General features: G+C 69.5%; 12 protein-coding genes, 1 tRNA gene and 1 pseudogene. 11 read left to right on the top strand and 3 right to left on the bottom strand.

Features of this window, described 5'->3' with window-relative positions; all coding sequences use genetic code 11:
* Window positions 1-81: 81 nt before the first annotated feature.
* The 10 genes from ABZV38_RS21725 (at window position 82) to ABZV38_RS21770 (ending at window position 9,540) form a co-directional block, all read left to right on the top strand.
* Complete coding sequence (locus ABZV38_RS21725; RefSeq protein WP_356329292.1) at window positions 82-1,206, top strand: TIGR03364 family FAD-dependent oxidoreductase; 1,125 nt, start codon at window positions 82-84, stop codon at window positions 1,204-1,206.
* 65 nt (window positions 1,207-1,271) lie between these two features.
* Window positions 1,272-1,952, top strand: coding sequence for a phosphonatase-like hydrolase (locus tag ABZV38_RS21730; protein WP_356329321.1), 681 nt, complete (start codon window positions 1,272-1,274; stop codon window positions 1,950-1,952).
* Entirely contained in the window at window positions 1,949-3,058 is a 1,110-nt protein-coding gene (locus ABZV38_RS21735; RefSeq protein ID WP_356329294.1) for an ABC transporter ATP-binding protein, read from the top strand. Before ABZV38_RS21730 ends, ABZV38_RS21735 begins: the two co-directional genes overlap by 4 nt.
* Complete coding sequence (locus ABZV38_RS21740; RefSeq protein ID WP_356329296.1) at window positions 3,051-3,965, top strand: 2-aminoethylphosphonate ABC transporter permease subunit; 915 nt, start codon at window positions 3,051-3,053, stop codon at window positions 3,963-3,965. The genes ABZV38_RS21735 and ABZV38_RS21740 overlap by 8 nt, the downstream gene beginning before the upstream one ends.
* Window positions 3,952-4,749: an ABC transporter permease subunit gene (locus ABZV38_RS21745; RefSeq protein WP_356329298.1), complete on the top strand. Its 798-nt coding sequence runs from the start codon at window positions 3,952-3,954 to the stop codon at window positions 4,747-4,749. The genes ABZV38_RS21740 and ABZV38_RS21745 overlap by 14 nt, the downstream gene beginning before the upstream one ends.
* 58 nt (window positions 4,750-4,807) lie before the next feature.
* Window positions 4,808-5,869 carry a 2-aminoethylphosphonate ABC transporter substrate-binding protein gene (locus ABZV38_RS21750; RefSeq protein WP_356329299.1) on the top strand — a complete coding sequence of 354 codons (1,062 nt, stop codon included), beginning with the start codon at window positions 4,808-4,810 and terminating at the stop codon, window positions 5,867-5,869.
* 113 nt (window positions 5,870-5,982) lie between these two features.
* Window positions 5,983-6,771: an HAD-IIA family hydrolase gene (locus ABZV38_RS21755; protein ID WP_356329301.1), complete on the top strand. Its 789-nt coding sequence runs from the start codon at window positions 5,983-5,985 to the stop codon at window positions 6,769-6,771.
* Between the two features lie 132 nt (window positions 6,772-6,903).
* Window positions 6,904-7,482 carry a hypothetical protein gene (locus ABZV38_RS21760; protein ID WP_356329303.1) on the top strand — a complete coding sequence of 193 codons (579 nt, stop codon included), beginning with the start codon at window positions 6,904-6,906 and terminating at the stop codon, window positions 7,480-7,482.
* 5 nt (window positions 7,483-7,487) lie between these two features.
* Entirely contained in the window at window positions 7,488-8,207 is a 720-nt protein-coding gene (locus ABZV38_RS21765) for a class F sortase (RefSeq protein WP_356329305.1), read from the top strand.
* Window positions 8,208-8,526: 319 nt separating this feature from the next.
* Window positions 8,527-9,540, top strand: coding sequence for a glycoside hydrolase family 6 protein (locus ABZV38_RS21770; RefSeq protein ID WP_356329307.1), 1,014 nt, complete (start codon window positions 8,527-8,529; stop codon window positions 9,538-9,540).
* A gap of 90 nt (window positions 9,541-9,630) precedes the next feature.
* Here ABZV38_RS21770 and ABZV38_RS21775 read toward each other — a convergent pair whose 3' ends face one another.
* The 3 genes from ABZV38_RS21775 to ABZV38_RS21785 form a co-directional block, all read right to left on the bottom strand.
* Window positions 9,631-11,565, bottom strand: a complete 1,935-nt coding sequence (locus tag ABZV38_RS21775) for a kelch motif-containing protein (RefSeq protein ID WP_356329309.1) — start codon at window positions 11,563-11,565, stop codon at window positions 9,631-9,633.
* Entirely contained in the window at window positions 11,562-13,493 is a 1,932-nt protein-coding gene (locus ABZV38_RS21780) for a cellulose synthase catalytic subunit (RefSeq protein ID WP_356329311.1), read from the bottom strand. Before ABZV38_RS21780 ends, ABZV38_RS21775 begins: the two co-directional genes overlap by 4 nt.
* 426 nt (window positions 13,494-13,919) lie before the next feature.
* A tRNA-Lys gene (locus tag ABZV38_RS21785) sits at window positions 13,920-13,993 on the bottom strand.
* A gap of 183 nt (window positions 13,994-14,176) precedes the next feature.
* Between ABZV38_RS21785 and ABZV38_RS21790 the strand changes: the two are divergent.
* A pseudogene (locus ABZV38_RS21790) lies at window positions 14,177-14,535 on the top strand (hypothetical protein); the annotation flags it as partial.

A 14,535-nucleotide genomic window follows, 5' to 3' on the forward strand; every position in this document is an offset into this window, starting at 1 on the left:
AGGCCAACCTTGGGACCCAGTTCACCCTCCCGTTGCCGTCGCGATCCGAACGGGCCACCCACCCCAAGGAGCGTTGCCGTCGTGAGAGTCATCGTCGTAGGAGCCGGCGTGGTGGGAACCATGCACGCCTGGCATGCAGTGAACCGCGGCCACGAGGTCGTACACATCGAGCGCGAGAGCGAGGCGCGCGGAGCATCGCTCCGCAATTTCGGACAGATCTGGGTCAGCGGCCGGGCCGGTGGTGAAGAGTTGGAGACCGCCCTGCGCGCCCGCGAGCTGTGGGAGGGCATCGGGGAGCAGGTGCCCGGCCTGGGTTTCCGGCCCTGCGGTTCGCTGACCCCGCTCCGCACCGCGCTGGAGATCGCCGTCGCCGAGGCGGCCGTGGCCCGCCCCGACGCTGCGGCCCGCGGCTACAAGCTGCTCACGGCCGACGAGGCGCGCGCCGTCAACCCTGCGCTCCGCGGTGACTTCGTCGCCGCCCTGTGGTGCGAGCGGGACGCGGCAGTCGAGCCGCGCACCGCCCAACTGGCGCTGAAGCAGAGCCTGTTGGCGTCAGGCCGGTACACCTTCCTCGGTGGCCGTGAAGTCCGCGAGGTGGTCGGTACGGCCTCCGTGCGCGACGACCACGGTGACGTACACACCGGCGACGCCGTCGTCCTGTGCACCGGCGCATGGCTCGGCGGCCTCGTCCGTGAGCTGGCCGGCCCCGATCTGCCGGTGCGCCGCGTCCGCCTCCAGATGATGCAGACCGATCCGCTCGGTGAAGCGCTCACCACCTCCGTCGCCGACGCCGACAGCTTCCGCTACTACCCGGCGTACCGGAGCGAGGCGCTCGACGCTCTCAACGCCGGGCAGGCGCAGGCGCCGACCGCCGCCGAGCACAGGATGCAGCTGCTGATGGTGCAGCGCCGGGACGGCGGACTGACCATCGGCGACACCCACGAGTACGAGCACCCGTTCGCCTTCGATGTCGTCGAGGAGCCGTACGAGCACCTCACCCGGGTCGTCGAGTCCTTCCTCGGCCGCCCGCTGCCGAGGATCCGGCACCGCTGGGCCGGGGTCTACGCCCAGTGCACCGACACCAGCCGTGTCGTCCACCGCCAGCAGGTGAGGGACGGCGTCTGGCTGGTCACCGGGCCGGGCGGCCGCGGTATGACCTGCTCGCCCGCCATAGCCGAAACGACCGCCGACGAACTGGGCTGGTGAGGAAATTGAGCAATCCGCAAAAGAACGACCAGAAGAACGACCAGAAGAACGACCAGAAGAGCAGGCTGAATCTGATCGTCCTCGACATGGCCGGGACCACCGTCGCCGACGGCGGCCTCGTCGAGCAGGCCTTCGGCGCCGCCGCACAGCGCCTCGGCGTGCAGCCCGGCTCCGCCGACCACGCCGAGAAGCTCGACTATGTGCGCGCCACCATGGGCGAGTCCAAGATCTCCGTCTTCCGTCACCTCTTCGGCGACGAGGACCGGGCCCAGCAGGCCAACCTCGCGTTCGAGGAGGCGTACGGGGAACTGGTCGACGGCGGCCGCATCGCGCCGGTCCCCGGCGCCCGCGAAGCCATCGAGCGGCTCACGGGAGAGGGCCGGACCGTGGTCCTTTCCACCGGCTTCGCCCGCACCACCCAGGACGCGATCCTCGCCGCGCTCGGCTGGCAGGACCTGGTCGCGCTGACCCTCTGCCCCGCCGACGCGGGCGGCCGCGGTCGCCCCTACCCGGACATGGTCCTCGCCGCGTTCCTGCGCACCGGGGCGGTGGACGGCGTCCAGCAGATCGTGGTCGCGGGGGACACCTCGTACGACATGCTCAGCGGCGTACGGTCCGGGGCCGGGATCGTCGCCGGGGTGCTGACCGGCGCACACGACAAGTACCAGCTGGAGCGCAACGGGGCCACGCATGTGCTGGGTTCGGTGGCCGAGCTGCCGGACCTGATCGCCCGGGCGGAAGCATGACCGGCGCACCCGCACCCGCAGCAGCCGGCCGCACCGCGCACGGCGGCGGCATCCGGTTCGACGGGGTCAGCGTCGCGTACGGCAGGAACACCGTCCTCGACCGGCTCGATCTGACCGTCGAACCCGGCGAGGTCATGGCGCTGCTGGGACCCTCCGGATCCGGCAAGACCACCGCCTTGCGCGCCGTCGCCGGCTTCGTCCGGCCCGCCTCCGGGCGGGTCTGGCTCGGCGACCGCGATGTCACCGGGCTGCCGCCGCACAAGCGCGGCATCGGCATGGTCGTCCAGCAGTACGCGCTGTTCCCGCACATGCGGGTCCAGGACAACGTCGCCTTCGGCCTCAAGGCCCGCAAGGTCGCGAAGGCCGAGATCCCCGCACGGGTCGCCGAAGCCCTCGAACTCGTCGGCATGGCCGCGTATGCCAAGCGCTTCCCGCGCGAGCTCTCCGGCGGCCAGCAGCAGCGCGTCGCCATCGCCCGCGCGCTCGCCATCCGCCCCGATGTGCTGCTGCTCGACGAACCGCTCTCCGCGCTCGACGCCCGGCTGCGCTCCGGGATGCTCGCCGAACTGGCCCGTCTGCACCGGGAGCTGCCGGACGTCTCCATCCTGTACGTCACCCATGACCAGGTCGAGGCGCTGACCCTCGCCGACCGGATCGCGGTCATGGACAAGGCGCGACTGCAGGACTGCGGCACCCCGCAGGAGCTGTACCGTCGCCCGCGTACGGAGTTCACCGCGTCATTCGTCGGCAACGCCAATCTGCTGCCGGTCACCGTCGCCGGGACCGCGGGCACCGTGGAGTTCGCCGGGCACAGGCTCGACGTACCGACCGGTGAGGCCGCAGACGGTGTCACGGCCACCCTCTGCGTCCGGCCCCACCTGATCGGGCTCGGCGACGGGCCCAACGCGCTGACCGGCGCCCTCACCGAGGTCCAGTGGCGCGGCTCCACCCACCGGCTGTACGTCGACGTCGAAGGCCACCGGATCAAGGCCGACCTGCGCGAACTGCGCGACTCTCCGGCGCTCGGCGACCAGGTCACCCTGCACTTCGCCGCCGAGGACGCGGTGCTACTGCCCGCGGGAGCAACGGGGGCGCACGATGGGTAGCACCGGTGTCCGCCTCAAGCCTGCTGATCCCGCACCGGAGTTGGCGCCCACCCGTTCCGCCCCCGCGGACCGCAGGACCGCCACGCTGCACACCCCCCGGTTCGTCTGGGCGCTCCCGCCTGTCGCCGTTCTCGCCCTTGTCTTCCTCTACCCGCTGGCCCTTGTCGTCCAGCAGTCCGTCAGCCCGGACGAGGGCGGCACCTCACTCGCCCCGTACGGCGACGTCTTCGCCTCCGCGTCGTTCCGCTCGGCGCTGACCACCACCGTCTGGCTCGCCGTCGGCTCGACCGTCGGCTGTCTGGTGCTGGGCTTCGTCCTCGCCCTGGTCATCGCCTTCGTACCGTTCCCCGGCGGCAGGGCGGTCGCCAGGTTCATCGACGTCTTCCTCTCCTTCCCGTCCTTCCTGATCACCCTCGCCCTGCTGTTCATCTACGGCACCGTCGGCATGGCCAACGGTGTCTGGACGGATGTCACCGGGGCGGCGGACGGGCCCTTCCACTTCCTCACCACCCCGTGGGGCGTCCTCCTCGCGGAGATCACGTACTTCACCCCGTTCGTGATGCGGCCGCTGCTCGCCGCGTTCTCGCAGCTCGACACCGCCCAGCTGGAGGTCGCTTCCTCCCTGGGCGCGAAGCCGGCCCGGATCGTGCGGCGGGTGATCCTCCCCGAGGCGCTCCCGGCGCTCGCCGCGGGCGGCTCCCTCGTCCTCGTGATGTGCCTCAACGAGTTCGGGATCGTGCTGTTCACCGGCGCGAAAGGGGTCACGACTCTGCCGATGCTCGTCTACAGCAAGGCCATCCTGGAGTCCGACTACCCGGCCGCCTGTGCCGTCGCCGTCGTCAACATCGCGATCTCCGTGGGTCTCTACAGCCTGTATCGGATGGTGAGCCGCCGTGTTGGTGCATAGCCGTACCGGGAAGTGGGCCACCTGGGCCGTTTTCTTCCTGCTCTTCGTCCCCCTGTTCGCGCTGCCCCTGCTGGTGATCGTCGCCGCGTCGTTCACCACCAACTGGTCCGGTGCCTTCCCCTCGGGCCCGACCACCGAGCACTACCGGGCCGCCACCGGTGGCGACTCCCTCCAGGCCCTCACCACCAGCCTGATCACCGCCGTCGGCGCCAGCCTGCTCGCTCTCACCATCGGCTCCTGGGCGGCGCTCGCCGCCGCCACGCTGCGGCGGCGCGGCAAGCGGTTCCTGGACGGGCTGTTCATGCTGCCGGTCGCCGTACCGTCCGTCGTCGTCGGCCTCGCCGTGCTCGTCGCGTTCAGCAAGCCGCCGATGCTGCTCAACGGCACGCGCTGGATCGTGATCCTGGCGCACACCATTCTTGTCACGGCGTTCGCCTACCAGTCGGTCTCGGCCGCGACACTGCGTCTCGACCCGATGTACGAGCAGGCGGCGGCCAGTCTCGGCGCCCGCCCCTCCTACGTCCTGTGGCGGATCAAGCTGCCGCTCCTGCTGCCCTCCCTCACGGCGGCTGCCGGGCTGTGCTTCGCCCTGTCCATGGGCGAGTTGAGCGCCACGATGATGCTCTACCCGCCCGACTGGACACCGCTCCCGGTGCAGATCTTCGCGGCCACCGACCGTGGCTCGCTCTTCACAGGCGCCGCCGTGGCCGTGGTCCTCATGGGCACGACGCTGCTGGTCCTGCTCGCGGTCTCCCGCATCCGCACCAAAGCCTCGTACCGCTGACACCCCCGTACCGCTGACACCCCCCGTACCGAACCCACTTCCAGGAGATACGACACCCATGCGCAAGAGCCACCTCAAGCCGCTGGCCGCCGTCACCGGCGCCCTCGCCCTGGCCGCCACCCTCTCCGCCTGCGGCGGTTCCTCCGCCGCCTCCGACGAGAAGGTCGTCACCGTCTACAGCGCGGACGGCCTCAAGGGCGAGAACGGCGACGGCTGGTACGACAAGGTCTTCAAGGACTTCGAGAAGAAGACCGGCATCAAGGTCGAGTACGTGGAGGGCGGCTCCGGCGAGATGGTGCAGCGCGCCGTCCGCGAGAAGTCCAACACCCAGGTCGATGTGCTGGTCACGCTCCCGCCGTTCATCCAGCAGGCCGACTCCAAGGGCCTCCTGACGGCGTACGCACCGGCCGGCTCCGACCAGGTCGACGCCGCCGACAAGGCGTCCGACGCCAAGTGGACCTCGGTCGTCAACAACTACTTCGGCTTCGTCTACAACAAGAAGGAGCTGAAGACCGCGCCCACCACCTGGGACGAGCTCACCGACGGGACGTACCAGGAGAAGATCCAGTACTCCACCCCCGGAGTCGCCGGTGACGGCACGGCCGTACTCATCAAGGCCATGCACGACTTCGGCGGCAAGGAGCCGGCGATGGAGTACCTGAAGAAGCTCCAGGCCAACAACGTCGGCCCGTCCGCCTCCACCGGCAAGCTCGCCCCCAAGGTCGACAAGGGCGAACTGCTCGTCGCCAACGGCGACGTCCAGATGAACTACGCCCAGTCCAAGGACATGCCGAACCTCGGCATCTGGTTCCCCGCGAAGGCCGGCGCCAAGCCCACCACGTTCGCCCTGCCCTACGCGGCCGGACTGGTCAGCAAGGCCCCGCACAGCGCCAACGGCAAGAAGCTGCTCGACTTCATGCTCTCCGAGCAGGCCCAGAAGGACGTCAGCGAGGTCGGCGGCGGCTTCTCCGCCCGCAAGGACATCGAGGCCACCGACGCGAACGCCATCGCGCTCAGCAAGCTGATGAACGGGGTGGAGGTCTTCGAACCGGACTGGTCGGACATCGGCACCAACCTGGACGGCTACGTGGACGCCTGGAAGACGGCCACCGGAAGCTGACTGCGACGGCCGGCACGGGCCCACCGGCCCGGCCCCCTAAAATCGGGGATGTCGGCGCTGCACAACGCGGTGCCGCCGGCGTCCCCGCACACGGCGTACGGCAGGAGTCCCACATGGCAGAGCGCAAGCCGATCACATCCTGGCTCACCGACATGGACGGAGTCCTCATCCATGAAGGCACTCCGATCCCCGGGGCAGACGCCTTCATCAAGCGGCTTCGGGAATCCGGGCTGCCGTTCCTGGTGCTGACCAACAACTCGATCTACACGGCGCGCGACCTGCACGCCCGGCTGCGGCGCATGGGCCTGGACGTGCCGGTGGAGAACATCTGGACGTCGGCCTTGGCCACCGCGAAGTTCCTCGACGACCAGCGGCCCGGCGGCACCGCGTACGTCATCGGCGAGGCCGGGCTGACCACCGCGCTGCACGACATCGGGTACGTCCTCACCGACCACGACCCGGACTACGTCGTCCTCGGCGAGACCCGTACGTACAGCTTCGAGGCGCTCACCAAGGCGATCCGGCTGATCAACGGCGGGGCCCGCTTCATCTGCACCAACCCGGACGAGACCGGTCCGTCCGCCGAGGGCCCGCTGCCCGCCACCGGGGCCGTCGCCGCACTGATCACCAAGGCCACCGGCAAGGACCCGTACTTCGCGGGCAAGCCCAACCCGCTGATGATGCGTACCGGGCTGAACGCGATCGGCGCCCACTCCGAGTCCAGCGCCATGATCGGCGACCGGATGGACACCGATGTGCTCGCCGGCCTGGAGGCGGGCATGCACACCTTCCTGGTGCTGACCGGTCTGACGAGCCCGGCCGACATAGACCGCTATCCCTTCCGGCCGTCCACGGTCGTCGACTCCATCGCCGACCTGGTCGACCTCATCGACGTGGGCTGAGCCCGGCCGGCACGGGCGCGTGCGGGGAAGCGTTCTGGCGCACCGTTCCCCGCACCCCCACGGACCAGTCCCGCCGCCCCAGCGGATGCGAAAACCCGCCGGACGCGTGAACCTACCCTTAGGAGGTTCACGATGCGTTCAATACCCCTCACGTTCTGTGGAGCCGTGGTGATCGCGGCGACACTGATGCCCGCTCCCGTCGCGCTGGCCGACTCCGACACCGGCCAGGAGAAGGACTCCAAGACCGGCGCCACCCTCGCGGTGGACCCGTCCTCCATCACCCCTGGGGGTGAGGTGGACCTGCAGGTCGACGGCTGCAAGGGCAAGGAGGCCAAAGGGATCTCCGACGCCTTCGACTCCGACGCCGGCTTCTCGTCCGCCGACGACAGCGGGCTCTCCGCCCGGGCCAGGATCCGCTCGGACGCCGCGGCCGGCGACTACGACATCTGGGTGACCTGCGACGACGACAAGGACACCCGGGTATCCGGCACCATCACCGTCGTCGCCCGCGACGGCGCCGTGCCCCTCGACCCGATCGCCCCGGTCCGCGCCGGAGGCGGCGGCACCGCGACGCTCCTCGCCGGCGAGGCGGCCCAGCAGGACGGCCCCGGCATCGCACATGCCGTGCTCGGGCTGGCCCTGGCCGCCGTCGCGGCCGTCGCCGTCGCCTTCCGCAGTGCCCGCCGCCGTCGCCGCCCGTCCGCGGACTGAGCGAGATGTCCGCCTCGGACCGCCCGACAGGCACCGGCCGGCTGCTCACCGGAGTGGCCTGGGCCATCGTGCTGCTGGGCCTGTGGCTCTGGGGTCGCGGCATCACCGACGGCTCCGGCGCAAGCTCCGCCCCGACCACCGGCGATGTCGCCGCGGTCGGCCGCCCGCTCGGGGTACCGCTGCCCGCGCCGCACGCCCCGATCAAGGGTGCGGCGCCCGAGCGGGTCGAGATCCCCTCGATCGGCATCAAGGCCCCCGTCGTCTCCCGCGGCCTGGACGCGGCGGGAGCGATCGACCCGCCGTCCTTCGCGACACCGCACACGGTCGGCTGGTACGGCAGCGGTACCCGGCCCGGCGCGGCCGGCGCCGCGCTCTTCGTCGGCCATGTCGACACCGAGACCAAACCGGCCGTCTTCTACGGGCTGAGCGCGGCCCGTCCCGGCGCCAAGATCCGGGTGGTCCGCACGGACGGCACGGTCGCCGAGTTCACCATCGACGACGTCCAGGTCTTCACCCGGGACCGCTTCAACGCCCACAAGGCGTACGGGCCCCGCAAGGACGGCCGGGCGGAGCTGAGGCTGATCACCTGCGGAGGTACGTTCGACCGGGCGTCGCACGAGTACAACGCCAACGTGGTCGTCTCCGCTTATCTGACCGGCGAGAAGGCCGCGGACAAGTCCGCCGAGGCTGCGGCCAAGTCCGCCAAGTCCGCCGACTCCGCGTAGGCGCGTCCCGAGCAGAAGAGAGATACCTGGCCCGGCCGGCGCCCGTCTTCCCCCGGGGCGCCGGCCGGGCCGGTCCTCGACCGCGGTGCGCGGGCTGCGGGAGAAGCCCGGCGCCGACACGGGAGGGCAAGGGGGCGTGTGGCCACTCCTGAACACTGTAGGCCGATGAACGGTCGGGACCCAGTCGTTTTTTGACGGTACGTCCAGAACCGGTCACTGTCCGTCGTCCGTGAACGTCCTCATGCGTACGGGCAAGTCGGGCACTCGGGTGTGTCAGGATGGATTCGACCGGTCTTGTCCGGCACCCAAGGGGGAGTGGATGTACGGCAATTACACCGGCCGGTTCCGCACGGGGGCGGTGGCCGCGGCCGGCGCGATGGTGCTGCTCGCGGGATGTTCCTCGGCCGGCGACGACGGCGACAAGAACCCCGCCGCGATCGGCCGGCAGCCCCCGGGCAGCGCCCCCTACTGGGTCAACCCCGACGGGAACGCGGCCCGGCAGGTCGCCGCCTACACCAAGGACGGCAACGAAAAGAACGCCGACCTGATCGGGAAGATCGCCCGGCAGCCGGTCGGCGAGTGGATCGGCCCGGACAACCCCGAGGCCGAGGCCAAGGGCTTCACCGAGGCGGCCGCGAAGGCCGGCCGCGAGGCGCTGCTGGTCCTCTACAACATCCCGCACCGCGACTGCGACCAGTTCTCGAAGGGCGGCGCCGCCGACGGCAACGCGTACCGAGCCTGGCTGGAGAAGGTCGCCCAGGGCATCGGCGACCGCCGTGCCACGGTGATCCTCGAGCCGGACGCGCTGCTGCACCTGGTCGACGGCTGCACGCCGCAGGAGTTCCACGAGGAGCGGTACGACCTCCTCAAGGGCGCCGTCCAGCGACTGAAGCAACTGCCGGACACCCGCGTCTACATGGACGCGGGCAACGCCGGCTGGCACACCCCCGACGCGCTCTTCCAGCCGCTCCAGCGGGCAGGCATCGCCGACGCGGACGGCTTCGCGGTCAATGTCTCCAACTTCCAGACCACGGCGACCAGTACGGACTTCGGCAAACAGCTGTCGGCGAAAGTCGGCGGCAAACCGTTCGTGATCGACACCAGCCGCAACGGCAACGGCCCCTACGACGGCGGCGACCCGAAGGAGAACTGGTGCAACCCCCCGGGGCGCGCACTCGGCGAACCGCCGACGACGGACACCGGTGAGGACCTGGTCGACGCGTATCTCTGGGTCAAGCGGCCCGGGGAGTCGGACGGTGCCTGCAAGGGGGGTCCGAAGGCCGGGGCCTGGTGGCCGGAGTACGCGCTGGGTCTGGCCCGCAACACGAAGTAGTACCAGGGACGTCCGGTGGCCGGTTCGCTGACCTCGAGCTCCCCCATGGCCTGAAGGGCATGGGGGACGCCTCGACGGGCGCGATGTCCGCTACGGGATCTCCACCCATGTCCCTTCCGACGGCGTCCCCTTCGCGTCCGTCACGAACAGCATGTACCACCCCGACGGCACCAACGCCCGGTTCTTCGGCACCGTCACCGAGATGCCCCCCGCCGTCCTCTTCAGCCCCAGCTCCACCGACCGCTGGTCCGTGTCCGTCACATGCGTCACCGCGCTCGGCCGCATCAGCTTCGCCGACGTGATCGTCGACCCCGGCGTGGTCGTGAACATCCCCGTACCGCCCCGCCGCATGCTCTTCGGCCCCGCCGTCAGCTCCGGACGCGAGTCGCGGTACAGGTACGGCGGGGTGTAGATCTCGATGCGCTGCTCGAAGATGCCGGGGCGGGTGTTCGCCTTGTCGGCGTAGAGCGAGTCCGAGCCGAAGATCATGACGCGGCCGTCGGGGAGCAGCACGGACCCCGAGTGGTAGTTGCGGCCCACCGCCGGGTCCGCGACCCGCTTGTACGTGTCCGTCTTCGCGTCGTAGAGCCGTGCCTGCAGGATGTCCGAGCCGCCGCGCCCCCGGTAGTCGTCGGAACCGCCGGTGACCAGCACCGAGTCGTCCGGCAGCAGTGAAGCGCTCGGGTAGCGGGTGTCCTCGTCGAGCGAGGCGCCGTCCCTGAACTCCGGGTCGGGGCTCTTGAGGTCGACCAGCCGGGACTTGTCGCTGGACTTCGCCGACTCACCGACCCCGCCGCCGCCGATGACCATGAACTTCTCGTCCTGGGCGGGAGGCAGCCGTACTGTCGCCGATGTCTCCATCTCGTCGGCGTCGCTCAGCCCGGGGATCTTCGTGAACCTGTTGGTCGCCAGGTCCCAGATGCCGGGGTCGCGGCCGACATCGGCGGGGCCGTATCCGGCGTTCGAGCCGGAGTAGAAGAGCTTGCCGTCGTTCAGGAGGAAGACCGCGGGGTAGGTGGGGAACTTCCGGACGATGCCGGTGTACTTCCACTTCCTGGTCTTCGGGTCGTAGATCTCGTCCTTGCCCGGCACGATCTGCCCGATCTCGTCCAGCCCGGACAGGGCGAGGACCTTGCCGTCCTCCAGCGTGGTCAGCGTCGGGTACCAGCGTGCCTCGTTCATCGGGTCGACGGTGATGTACTTCTCCGCGACCGGGTCGAACTCGTACGTCTCCCGGATGCCCTGGAAATCCTTCTTGTCGAGGGCGAGCTTCTGGGCGATCCCGTATACGTTCCGGGCGTCGGATCCGGAGAGGCCGGAGATGCGGTAGTTGTCCTGGGTACCCGTCTCGTACGTCGTGCCGGCCTTCTGGGCCTCGACGTAGATCCGGCCGAGGCCGGGGTCGTTGCGCAGGAAGGCGCCGGTCTGCTTGTCGAAGACCTTGGTGGCCTTCTCGACCAGCACCGGGTCCTTGGAGACGAACGACTTCCCGTTCTCCTTGCCGGTGAACCGGGTGCCCGCGGGCAGGGTGATCGGCTTGTCCGGGTTCTCGTTGTGGACGATCATCAGGCCGCCGGCCTTGGTGACATCGCCCTTGAGCTTCTCGTACCGCTTCGTACCGCCGGCTATCAGCAGCTTGCCGTCGGGCAGTTGGGTGTGACCGGAGCAGAACATGTCCTTGGGCGTGGGTATGTTCTTGAACGTGCTGGTCCCCGGGTCCCACAGCACGGACCGGAAGCTCTTCGCGTCGAAGTTCTTCTGGTTGTTGCCGGAGCCCGCGACGAGCAGCACCTTGCCGGTGTGCAGCAGGGCGGCATGGATCGTATTGATCCTGAACTCGGACGGGACGTCCAGGAAGTCCCAGTGTCCGTTGGCGGCTTTGTACTCCGGCTTGTTGATCGTGTACGCGTGGTAGCGCTCGCTGCCGAAGCGGTACAGCCACGGCCCGTTCGCTCCCGCGAGCGCCAGAACCACCGCCGTACTGATCGCCATGCGGCGGGTACGGCGGCTCGGACGGTACTTCATCGTTTACGTCCCCCAAGGGCGATCTGCATGGTCTGGTCGTCGGAGAGCCGGTCGGGCCGCTCCTGCGGGGCGTGCGCCGGATGCGGGGCCGGTGCGCCGCCCTGCGGCGGTGGTGGTCCGCCGCGCCGCTTCTTCTTCTCCGCGCGGACGGTGTACCGCCAGCCGAAGATCGGCGCCGCCGTGATCAGCAGGGCCAGCGCGGCCCAGGTGAGCATCGCCGGATGGCTGTGGCCGAGGACGAAGGACGCGGTGATGGAACCGCCGAAGACCAGGATGAAGAAGAGGTGGATACGGAAGGTGCCGAACAGCGTGTCCGGGCTGGACGAGTCGCCCTTGGGCGTCACCACGAAGGAGCTCTTGCGGCGCAGCACGGCATCCATCAGGGAACGTGCGTAGACCGGGGCGGAGAGCGCGGACATCATCATGCCCGCCAGACCGCCGGAGCCCTCGGGCTCGTGGGGCGAGACGTTGTGCCGCCGGTTCCAGATGTACAGGCCGATCTGGAGCGCCGAGGCATTGCCGTACAGCATCATCCAGACGACCGGGTCGATCTGAACACCCGAGGCGCCCATGCCCAGGAACAGCGCGCAACTGAGCGCTGCCAGGATCCAGTTCAGGGCCGACATCGGGTAGAAGATGATCATCATCGTGTAGTTGAAGAACCTGCCGAAGGGGAGCGTCCCGATCCCTCTCCAGTACTGCTTGAGGATCGTCTCGTACGTGCCCCGTGACCAGCGCAGCTGCTGGGTGAAGAAGTCGGTCCACGCGGTCGGGCCCTCGCCGACGGCCAGCACGTCCGGGGTGTACACCGAGCGCCACTTGCGGCCGGTGCGCGGGTTGCGGGCGCGGTGCATCTCGAAGCCGGTCGCCATGTCCTCGGTGATCGAGTCGTACAGGCCGCCGATCTGCTTGAGGGCCGATATCCGCACGGCGTTGCTGGTGCCGACGAACATCGGGGCACCGTAGCGGTTGCCCGCGCGCTGGATCAGCGCGTGGAAGAGGAACTGCTGGGACTCGGCGGCCTTCGTGACGAACGTGTCGTAGTTTCCGTAGACCTGCGGGCCGATGACGAAGCCGATGTCCGGGTCGCGGAAGTAGCCGAGCATCCGCTCCAGATAGTTGGGCAGCGGTACGTGATCGGTGTCGACCGAGGCGAAGAAGTCGTACGCGCCGCCGTGCGCGTCGAGCCAGGCGTTGTAGTTGCCGTGCTTGGTCTTCGCGCGGTGGGCGCCCTTGGCCTGGTTCCAGCGCGGGACGCCCTTGCGGGAGAAGTGGTGCACCCCGAGGCGGGCACACACCTCCTTCACCGCGGGGTCGTCGCCCTCGTCGAGCAGCCAGACGTGCATCAGCCCGCGGTGCCGGATGCGGACCGCCGCCTCGAGGGTCTTCGTCACCATCTCCAGGGGCTCCTTGCCCGGGACGAAGGAGGTGAGGAAGGCGACCCTGGTGCCGGACTCCGGCACCACCGGGACCGGGTCGCGCGCGACCAGCGTCGCGTGCGCGTTCGACAGGACATTCATCGTGCGGAAGAGCTCGATCAGGCCGATCGAGACAAGCATGACGATGTCGAGGATCAGCAGCGTGTCGTTCTTGAGGTTCGGGTCGCGCTGGGTCCAGTGCTCGGGCTGCATCAGCCACGCGAACAGGCCGAGCGAGACGAGCGGCGCGGCGCCGAGCAGGAGCGCCGCGCGGATTCTGTGCGGCTCCTGCGAGAGCAGCGAGCGGTACTGCACGGTGTACGGCTTGTCCGGATCGGGCTGGGTCAGTGGCCCGGCGAGCCGGCTGTAGTGCTCGTAGTCGTAACGCGGCAGCTCCTTCTTCGGGTGGCGCCGCTGTACCCCGGTCCGCGGCTGCGGGGGTATCCGCAGCCGCGTGGTCCGGGAGGAGTCGTCGTTGTTCTGCCCGGCGCCAGTCGGCGTCGACGTCATGGGTCATCCCCCTGCACGCACTGGTCACTGCGTGATTGGTCGGTCGTCTCGTCCGCGGCGCATCCCCCTCGATTGCCGCGGACGACATCGCTGGCGGGCCGCCTTCCCCTGAGACATGGGATGGCGCCCTTCCGGTTGCATGATGCCCCCTCGGCATCCGTCCATGAGCGGGGCCCTCACCCCGCGGTACCCCAACCGGAACTTCCCCCGTGCTGTCCCAACTGCGCGCGCCATCGGCTCGGTTGAAGCCGATGACCCCATGACAGGTTGTATGACCCAGGTCGTTATCGCAAGGGTGAAACAGCCCGCTAACCGGCTATATGTGCGATTTGGGCAGCTCTGGCGGAGGGGGCGCACGGAGGTGTACGGACCGCGCGTACACGAACAAGACCCCCTCACGCTCGGTGAGGGGGTCTTGACTCTGCGTGCGCCGCCAGGGACTCGAACCCCGGACCCGCTGATTAAGAGTCAGCTGCTCTAACCAACTGAGCTAGCGGCGCCTGCTGACATGAAGAACTCTACCCGACCTCCAGGAGTGCTCCCGACCATTTCCCGACGATCACGGCCTGTCGGATGGTCGTTTTTTCACTTCTATCCGTCAAAATACAATATGTCAGGTGAGTTGAGACACTGACGCCCGTGCAGATGCGCCCAAAGATCTTGAGAGTGCGGAAGGGATTCGCATGACTGTGCCGGCCTTCGAGGAGTACGCACCGGCCATCGACTGCACCTGCCCGGGGTGCGCCGCGCGGCGGCGCGCCGCCGCCCGGGCGCTGCCGACGCGGTGCGGAGGACACCCTGCCGCGCACGGGGCGCGGCGCGCGCTGCTGCTGGTCACGGCGGCCGGCGTGGTGCTCGGCACCGGTGCGGCCGAGGCAGCGAGCGCGGCGACCGGGCACCACGCCGGATCCGCCGGGGTCACAGGATCCGTCGGGTCCGCCCGGGCGGACCCGACACCCCCCCCCGCCCACCCCGGACCGGCCGCGGTCCCCGACCCCGTACCCGCCGCTTTATCCGACCCCGGACCGGGGATCGGTAGATG

Source organism: Streptomyces sp. NPDC005181 (assembly GCF_040608395.1).
GTDB lineage: Bacteria > Actinomycetota > Actinomycetes > Streptomycetales > Streptomycetaceae > Streptomyces.